Source organism: Saccharopolyspora sp. (assembly GCF_017434145.1).
Classification (GTDB): Bacteria; Actinomycetota; Actinomycetes; order Mycobacteriales; family Pseudonocardiaceae; genus Saccharopolyspora_C; species Saccharopolyspora_C galaxeae.
Genome location: NZ_JAFRFW010000276.1, coordinates 1 through 6,641 on the forward strand (window position 1 = coordinate 1; position 6,641 = coordinate 6,641).

General features: G+C 71.1%; 7 protein-coding genes. 5 read left to right on the forward strand and 2 right to left on the reverse strand.

Annotated elements, in window-relative coordinates; all coding sequences use genetic code 11:
• Positions 1-401 (reverse strand): phosphotransferase (locus IJH84_RS07705; RefSeq protein WP_367268981.1); only part of this gene is annotated, 401 nt, incomplete at its 3' end.
• An 83-nt stretch (positions 402-484) separates the two neighbouring features.
• Here IJH84_RS07705 and IJH84_RS07710 point away from each other — a divergent pair.
• Positions 485-1,162, forward strand: a complete 678-nt coding sequence (locus tag IJH84_RS07710) for a DUF2461 domain-containing protein (RefSeq protein ID WP_200069959.1) — start codon at positions 485-487, stop codon at positions 1,160-1,162.
• Here IJH84_RS07710 and IJH84_RS07715 read toward each other — a convergent pair.
• Positions 1,113-1,463, reverse strand: a complete 351-nt coding sequence (locus IJH84_RS07715; protein WP_295142048.1) for a VanZ family protein — start codon at positions 1,461-1,463, stop codon at positions 1,113-1,115. The genes IJH84_RS07710 and IJH84_RS07715 overlap by 50 nt on opposite strands.
• Before the next feature lie 118 nt (positions 1,464-1,581).
• Here IJH84_RS07715 and pyk point away from each other — a divergent pair, with 118 nt between their 5' ends.
• The 4 genes from pyk to IJH84_RS07735 form a co-directional block, all read left to right on the forward strand.
• Positions 1,582-3,003 carry a pyruvate kinase gene (pyk, locus tag IJH84_RS07720; RefSeq protein ID WP_200069957.1) on the forward strand — a complete coding sequence of 474 codons (1,422 nt, stop codon included), beginning with the start codon at positions 1,582-1,584 and terminating at the stop codon, positions 3,001-3,003.
• A 140-nt stretch (positions 3,004-3,143) separates the two neighbouring features.
• Positions 3,144-4,043, forward strand: coding sequence for an acyl-CoA thioesterase II (gene tesB, locus IJH84_RS07725; protein WP_233627366.1), 900 nt, complete (start codon positions 3,144-3,146; stop codon positions 4,041-4,043).
• 180 nt (positions 4,044-4,223) lie between these two features.
• The gene (dacB, locus tag IJH84_RS07730; RefSeq protein ID WP_295142051.1) at positions 4,224-5,777 is read left to right on the forward strand and encodes a D-alanyl-D-alanine carboxypeptidase/D-alanyl-D-alanine-endopeptidase; all 1,554 of its coding nucleotides are present in this window, start codon (positions 4,224-4,226) and stop codon (positions 5,775-5,777) included.
• 206 nt (positions 5,778-5,983) lie between these two features.
• On the forward strand, positions 5,984-6,641 hold a 658-nt coding region (locus IJH84_RS07735; RefSeq protein WP_295142053.1), incomplete at its 3' end, for a DedA family protein.

Consider the following 6,641-nt stretch of genomic DNA (forward strand, 5'->3'; position numbering starts at 1 on the left):
CCGGTCGCCGCAGCCGCATCGATCGGAACCCGGTGCAGCTCGGCGATCGTGGCACCGAGCGCGCCGAAGTAGTCGTCCGGCGCCGTTCCCGTCCAGCGGTACGGCAGCGTCACCGGATCTTCGTCGGCCAGCGGAGCACCACCGAGGCGGCGATACGCCACGAGGTCCGGCGCGCACACCTCCCACCGGGGCAGCTCCACATCCAGCCGCGGCCGCAGCAGCTCCAGCACCCGCGCCTCGATCGGGATGCGGCTCGACACCTCCGGGCGCCGCGGCTCCCGCAGCACCCACCACCGGCCTTGCGAGTCCGCGCCGTGCCGGACCCGGAAGTCCCACCCGGTCTCGTCGACCTCCTCGATCCGCAGCTCGAGGCCGTGCCTGCGCGCCACTTCGACGGTCACAAGATCAGCGTAGGCGCCCCGGCAACGGGATTTCGCCGCCTACCGCGGACCGGAGCGTCCGACCCCGCTCCTAAGCTGGCCGGGTGCGTTTCGAAGGTTTCGGGGACGGGGCGGTCGAGTTCTACGAAGGACTCGAAGCCGACAACTCAAAGGCGTACTGGAACGACCAGAAGGCGGTCTACCAGCAGCACGTGCGCGAGCCGATGGAGGCGTTGCTGTCCGAACTGGCCGCTGAGTTCGCGCCCGGTGTGGACAGCGCCGCGGCGAACGGCCGCGCGAAGGTCTTCCGCCCGCATCGCGACGTGCGGTTCAGCCGCGACAAGTCGCCGTACAAGACGCACTGCGGCGGAGTGATCGAAGCCGGTCGCGGCGGCGGCGCGTGCTACGTGGAGGTCAGCGCGGACGGGATGCTCGTCGCGGGCGGCTGCTTCCACACCGAACCCGATCAGCTCGCCCGCTTCCGCACCGCCGTGGACGAGCAGGTGCACGGCGAGCGGCTGCGCGAGATCGTCGACGGACTCCGGCCGGGCTGGGAGATCCTCGGCGACACCCTCAAGAGCCGTCCGCGCGGGTTCGCCGCCGATCATCCGCGCCTGGAACTGCTGCGACACCGCACGCTCTACGCGGTTCGCCGGTGGGAACCGGACGACGTGCTGCACCAGCGCGACTGCCTCACCCGCGTGCGCAAGGGCTGGCGGAAACTGCGCGAGCTCAACCAGTGGTGCGCCGACCACGTCGGACCGTCCGAACGGCGGCGGTGAACGCGAACCCGGCCACGACGCCGAGCACGTCCACGAGCGCGTCCAGCACGTCCCCGCTGCGGCCCAGCGGCAGCAGGCCCTGCACCACTTCGGACAGTCCCGCGTAGCAGATCAGCCCGATCAGCAGCGGGATCTGCGGGATCCGGAAGCCGCTGATCGCCAGCGCCGCGAACAGCACCAGGTGCACGAGTTTGTCCGTGCCGGGCGGCGCGGACGGCACCCCCGACTCCGGGGTGAACAGCACGAGCAGGCTGATCGCGAAGACCGCGCCGAACCCGCAGTGCGCGAGCCGCGCGCTCACCGCCGGACCCGCTCGCAATGGCCTGCCCTGTAATGATTCAGCACGACAAGATCCCGATCGGCTCGTTCCTGGTGGTCGCGTGCTCCACGCGCGCTCGCACAGACTACGCTGACCCGATGTGAGTCGACGAGCCAAGATCGTTTGTACCATGGGCCCCGCCACCGCCTCGCCGGAGAAGGTGGCCGAGCTCGTCAGCAGCGGAATGGACGTCGCCCGGCTGAACTTCAGCCACGGCAGCCACGCCGATCACCAAGAGGTCTACGACCTCGTGCGCACCGCCGCGAAGGAGAGCGGCCGCGCCGTTGGGGTGCTCGGTGACCTGCAGGGGCCGAAGATCCGTCTCGGCACGTTCGCGGACGGTCCCGTCGAGTGGCGCACCGGTGAGGTAGTGCGCATCACCGTCGAGGACGTCGAAGGCACCCATGATCGGGTGTCCACCACCTACAAGGGCCTGGCCTCGGATGCCAAGGCGGGCGACCGGGTGCTGGTCGACGACGGCAAGGTGGGCCTGACCATCACCGCCGTCGAAGGTGACGACGTGGTCTGCGAGGTCGTCGAGGGCGGCCCCGTCTCGAACCACAAAGGACTTTCCATGCCGGGCATGGACGTCTCGGTGCCCGCGCTGTCCGACAAGGACGTCGCGGACCTCGAGTTCGCCCTGCGGCTCGGGGTGGACTTCATCGCGTTGTCGTTCGTGCGCAGCCCCGCCGACATCGACCTGGTGCACCAGGTGATGGACCGGGAAGGCAGGCGGGTGCCGGTGATCGCCAAGCTGGAGAAGCCGGAGGCGGTGGACAACCTGGAGGCCATCGTGCTGGCCTTCGACGGTGTCATGGTCGCCCGCGGTGACCTCGGCGTGGAGCTCCCGCTCGAACACGTGCCGCTGGTGCAGAAGAAGGCCATCCGGATCGCGCGGGAGAACGCCAAGCCGGTCATCGTCGCCACCCAGATGCTGGACTCGATGATCCACAACCCGCGGCCGACCCGGGCGGAGACCTCGGACGTGGCCAACGCGGTGCTGGACGGCACGGACGCGGTGATGCTCTCCGGCGAGACCAGCGTCGGCGACTACGCCATCGACACCGTGCAGACCATGTCCCGCATCGTGGAGGCGGTCGAGGCCGGCTCGGCCACGCCACCGCCGCTGAGCCACGTGCCGCGCACCAAGCGCGGCGTGCTCTCCTACGGCGCCAGGGACATCGGCGAGCGCCTGAACGCCAAGGCGCTGGTCGCGTTCACCCAGTCCGGAGACACCGTGCGGCGGCTGGCGCGGCTGCACACCCGGCTGCCGCTGCTGGCTTTCACACCGGAGGAGTCGGTGCGCAGTCAGCTCGCTCTCACTTGGGGGACGGAGACGTTCCTGGTGCATAAAGTGGACACGACCGACCAGATGGTCCGCCAGGTGGACCAGGCCATGCTCTCGCTCGGCCGGTCGCAGCGCGGCGACATGGTGGTCATCGTCGCCGGTTCTCCGCCGGGCACCGTGGGTTCGACGAACCTGATCCGGGTGCACCGGCTCGGCGAGGAAGACCACGTCTGAGCCGGGTTCCGCGGGCCGGTCCGCGCGGACTTCCGCGCCGGCGGGAACCAGTGGCGCTTCCCGCCCGCCGACCCGCACGACACGCCCGAGGAGCACAAGTGACCGAAGCGGCACGGGCCGCGGCCGCCGACCCCGCCGGCCTGCACATCGACAGCTCGGTTCCGCTGGACGTCAACGGGGTGCCGCACGGCCAGCCGGTGCTGGACCGGCTGATCGGCCTGCTCGACCTGGAGCGGATCGAGCAGGACATCTTCCGCGGCGTGAGCCCCGCCGAGGCCCCGGTGCGGGTCTTCGGCGGCCAGGTCGCGGGGCAGTCCCTGGTCGCGGCCGGGCGCACGGTGCCCGAGCAGCGGCAGGTGCATTCGCTGCACGCCTACTTCATCCGGCCCGGTGATCCCAGCGTCCCGATCGTCTACGAGGTGGATCGCACCCGCGACGGGCGTTCGTTCACCACCCGCCGGGTGGTGGCGGTGCAGCGCGGCAAGGCGATCTTCTCGCTGTCGGCGTCGTTCCAGATCGAAGAGGACGGCATCGACCACGCGGAGCCGATGCCCGACGTGCCCGCCCCGGAATCGCTGCCGACGTACGGCGAACAGCTCACCGGGGGCGTGCTGGACCGGCTCGGCGGCACCTACCCGCCGCGGCCGATCGACGTCCGCTACGTCACCGGCCCACCGTGGCAGCGCAGGGACAACGGTTCCCGCGAGGCCCGCAGCCAGGTGTGGATGCGCGCCGACGGAGTGCTCGGCGACGACAAGCTGCTGCACGTGTGCATGGCGGCGTTCGCATCGGACCTGACGTTGCTGGATTCGGTACTGGTGCGGCACGGCGTGTACTGGGGGCTGGACAAGGTCTCCGGCGCGAGCCTGGACCACGCGATGTGGTTCCACCGCCCGTTCCGCGCCGACGAGTGGCTGCTCTACGACTGCTCGTCCCCGAGCGCATCCGGCGCGCGCGGCCTCACCACCGGCCGCTTCTTCGCCCGCGACGGCCGCCTGGTCGCCACCGTGGTCCAGGAAGGACTCCTGCGGGTCGACTGACCGCAGGGCGGAGATCCCTTCTGCACCTCGATCCCCGGTCGTCGGCTTCGCCTGCTCTCCTCGAACCGCACGCCGTGCTCGCGCCGAGCAACACGCCGAGCGTTGACCGCGATGTCCGGTTCCGCTTGACTGCGCGGTGCCCGGGTGCGGCGTTGCGCCCGAAGACCTCGAGGGGGCGCGATGCGGCGTCGTTGGGCACCTGTGTTCGTGCTGGTCCTGCTCGGAGTGCTCACCGGCCCCGCCGCGTCCGTCCCGGTGTCCGCGGCGCCGGACGGGCTGGCCGCCGATCTGGACCGGATCCTCGCCGACCCGCGGTTGGACGGGTCGCACGCCGGGGTCGTGGTGCGGGACCCGGAAAGCGATCAGGTGCTCTACAGCAGGCAGGCCCGCGCGCGGGCGACCCCGGCGTCGAACGCGAAGCTGTTCACCGCGGCCGCCGCGTTGGAGCAGCTCGGGCCGCAGCACCGGTTCCGCACCGACGTGCGCACGGCCGCGCCGCGGAACGGGCCGGTGCTGGCGGGTGATCTGTACCTGCGCGGGACGGGTGATCCGACGATGCTCGCCGCCGATTACGACGAACTGGCCCGGCAGGTCGCGGACTCCGGTGTGCGCGTCGTGCAAGGCAGGCTGCTGGGCGACGACTCGTGGTTCGACGACGTGCCACTGGGCACCGGTTGGGCCTGGGACGACGAACCCGCCTACTACGCGGCGCCTGTCTCGGCGCTGACGGTCGCGCCGGACGAGGACTTCGACGCCGGGTCGGCGATCGTGCGGGTCACCCCGGGCGCCGAGGGCTCGCCGGCAGCGGTGCGGCTCGACCCGCCGAACGGTGCGGTGCGCGTTGAGAACCAGGCCGTTACCGGCGCACCTGACTCCGCCTCGACGCTGTCGGTCGAACGCGCGCACGGCAGTGATCAGGTCGTGGTGCGCGGTTCGGTGCCCGCCGGGTCGGCACCGGCCGAGGAGTTCACCAGCGTGCCCGACCCGACCGCCTACGCCCTCGACGTGTTCGCCCGCGCACTGCGCGCGCACGGAGTGCAGGTAGCAGGAATCGGGGAAGGCGCGGTGCCGGAGGGTGCCCGGACGATCGCGGCGCGGGATTCGATGCCGCTGCGCGAACTGCTCGTGCCGTTCCTCAAGCTCAGCAACAACGGCCACGCCGAAGTGCTGACCAAGACCATGGGCGAGCAGGCGCGCGGCGAAGGCAGCTGGCCCGCCGGGCTGGCGGTGCTGGGCGAGCGGCTCACCGGGCTCGGCCTGGAGCCGGGACGGCTGCGGCAGGTCGATGGCTCGGGCCTGTCGTCGATGGACTCGGTCTCCCCGGAGCAGGTGGCGTTGCTGCTGGACAACGTTCGTGCGCGCCCTTGGTTCGCGGACTTGCGCGCGGCGCTGCCGGTGGCGGCCGACCCGGACCGGATGGTCGGCGGCACGCTGCGCAACCGGATGGGCGGGACACCCGCGGCGGGCAACGCGCACGCCAAAACCGGTTCGCTGACCGGTGTGAGCGCGCTGTCCGGTTACGTCACCGCCGCGAACGGCCGCCCGCTGGTCTTCTCGGTGCTGCTCAACGACTTCCTGTCCGACGCACCGACCGATGTGGAGGACGCGATCGCGGTGCGGCTCGCGCAGTACACCGGCCCGGGCGAGCCCGCGCGCGGGGTGCCCGCGGTGCCGCGCACGGTGCCGCCGGCGGCCGGTGCGGACCTCGAGTGCGCGTGGACCAAGTCCTGCTGAATTGCCGCACCCGGTGGTTCCGATAGCGCCGCGGCTTCGCGTATTTCCCGCATGTCCTCCGGAAATGCCGGAATACCCGGGGGAAACCCCGAGTGACGTCCGCGGCCGTCTCAGGGGGCGACCGGGTAGATCGCGGTGTTGCCGTAGGGTCGTGCGGGTTAGCTTCGTTTCGGTAGGCCGAGTTATTCCGATGACCCGGGAGTTCCATGTCGTTCGTCAGTGATTTCCTGGCCATGGTCGCTGCCCTGCCGCACCCGCTGTTGGTGCTGGTCACGGGCGCGCTGGTGCTGGGGGAGTGCACGCTCGGCGTCGGTTTCCTGGTGCCGGGCGAGACCGGTCTGCTGGTCGCATCGGCAGCGGTGACCGATCTGGGCTTTTTCTTCGGGCTGTCGTTGACCGTGGCGTTGTGCGCGGCGGCGGGCGACAACATCAGCTATTTCCTGGGGAAGCGCTACGGCGCCCGGATGCGGGAAGGAAAAACCGTCGCCAAGCTCGGTGTGCACCATTGGGACCGGGCGTGTCGCATGTTGCGCAAGTTCGGCATCGGGGCGGTGCTGGTGGCGCGCTTCCTGCCGGTGGTGCGGACCTTCGTGCCTGCCGCGGCGGGCACCAGCGGGCTCGGTTACGTGCGGTTCATGATCACCTCGCTGGTCGGGGCGACCGGTTGGTCGATGATGCACGTGGGCATCGGCTGGGCCGCGGGCGCTTCGGCGAAGTACATCGAGCACCTGCTCGGCCGCGCCGGCGGCGTCGTGCTGGGGGTGCTGGTCGTGGCCGGCATCGGGACCTTCCTGTGGCGGCGCTCCCGCAAACGGCGCGAAAGCGACGCGGAGCCGGCCGCCGCGACCGGGCCGGAGCCGGAAC